Here is a 1,481-nt window from a genome sequence, read left to right as displayed (position 1 = left end):
CCTTCGAGGCGAGAGCCCGCGTGGAATACCTTCTCGCCGCTGGCCTCTTCCACTGGCAGGCCGCTGATCGGCAGCCCCAGCTGATAATCACCGGGATACCCCCCCGCAGCCAGCACTACGCCAACGGCGACCCGTGGGTCGTAGATGGCGTCGACTTGATCCAGCTTGCCTGCGCAGGCGGCTAAGCACAGCTCCACCAGATCGGAGCGCATCCGCAACATGATGGGCTGGGTCTCGGGATCACCGAAACGGCAGTTGAACTCAATCACCTTGGGATTGCCCTGACCGTCAATCATCAGGCCAGCATAGAGGAAACCGGTGTACAGGTTGCCCTCTGCCGCCATGCCCCGCACGGTTGGCATGATCACCTGCTCCATCACCTTTTGGTGCACGGCCGCCGTGACCACGGGGGCGGGGGAGTAAGCCCCCATGCCGCCGGTGTTGAGGCCGGTATCGCCATCGCCAACCCGCTTGTGATCTTGGCTGGTGGCCATCGGCAGCACGTGCTCGCCATCGACCATCACGATGAAGCTCGCCTCTTCCCCTTCCAGAAACTCCTCGATCACCACCCGCGCGCCGGCATCACCAAAGGCGTTACCGGAGAGCATGTCGCGTACCGCGTCTTCTGCTTCTTGCAAGGTCATGGCGACAATCACCCCCTTGCCCGCCGCCAGACCATCGGCCTTGATGACGATAGGGGCGCCTTGCTCACGCAGATAGGCGAGCGCTGGCTCCACCTCGGTGAAGTTTTGATAGGCTGCGGTCGGGATCCCGTGGCGAGCCAGAAAGTCTTTGGCAAAGCCCTTAGAGCCCTCTAACTGGGCTGCTGCCGCAGTGGGACCAAAAATCGCCAGCCCTTCGGCGCGAAACGCGTCGACCACGCCTTTGACCAAGGGGGCTTCGGGCCCGACGATGGTGAGCCCGATGCGCTGCGCCTTGGCAAAGTCGAGCAACGCGGGAATATCGGTGGCGGCGATGGCCACGTTCTCGATGCTCCCTTCGTGGGCGGTGCCGGCGTTACCGGGGGCGACGAAGACCCGGGTCACCAGCGGAGACTGTTGAGCTTTCCAAGCCAGGGCGTGTTCACGGCCACCGTTACCAATGATCAGTACTTTCATCGTATCGCTCGCTTCTATGTGGGGTCACTGCTTCTGCAAGGGAAGCAGGTCGCAATAGTCAGTTGAAAAGAGACAACAAAAGGGCCGCCAGTGGCAGCCCCTGATCCATCAATGCCGGAAATGGCGCATGTTGCTGAACACCATGCACATGCCGTGCTCGTCGGCGGCGGCGATCACCTCGCTGTCGCGCATCGAGCCACCCGGCTGGATCACGCAGGAGATCCCCGCTGCCGCGGCGGCATCGATACCATCGCGGAACGGGAAGAAGGCATCGGATGCCATCACCGAGCCCGCCACGGTCAGCCCTTCATCTGCCGCCTTGATACCGGCGATTTTGGCCGAATAAACGCGGCTCATCTGGCC

General features: G+C 62.5%; 1 protein-coding gene and 1 pseudogene. Both read right to left on the bottom strand.

From position 1 onward, the window contains the following. The coding region (gene purD, locus CUC53_RS18405) for a phosphoribosylamine--glycine ligase (protein WP_100295420.1) at positions 1–1,118 on the bottom strand (1,118 nt) is incomplete at its 3' end. A 108-nt stretch (positions 1,119–1,226) separates the two neighbouring features. Further along, positions 1,227–1,481, bottom strand: a pseudogene (purH, locus tag CUC53_RS18400) (bifunctional phosphoribosylaminoimidazolecarboxamide formyltransferase/IMP cyclohydrolase); the annotation flags it as partial.

The sequence above is a fragment of the Aeromonas cavernicola genome (assembly GCF_002795305.1).
In the GTDB taxonomy this organism is placed as follows: Bacteria; Pseudomonadota; Gammaproteobacteria; order Enterobacterales; family Aeromonadaceae; genus Aeromonas; species Aeromonas cavernicola.
Note: the sequence above shows the minus strand (reverse complement) of the source record. Positions and strands in the feature narration are given on the sequence as shown.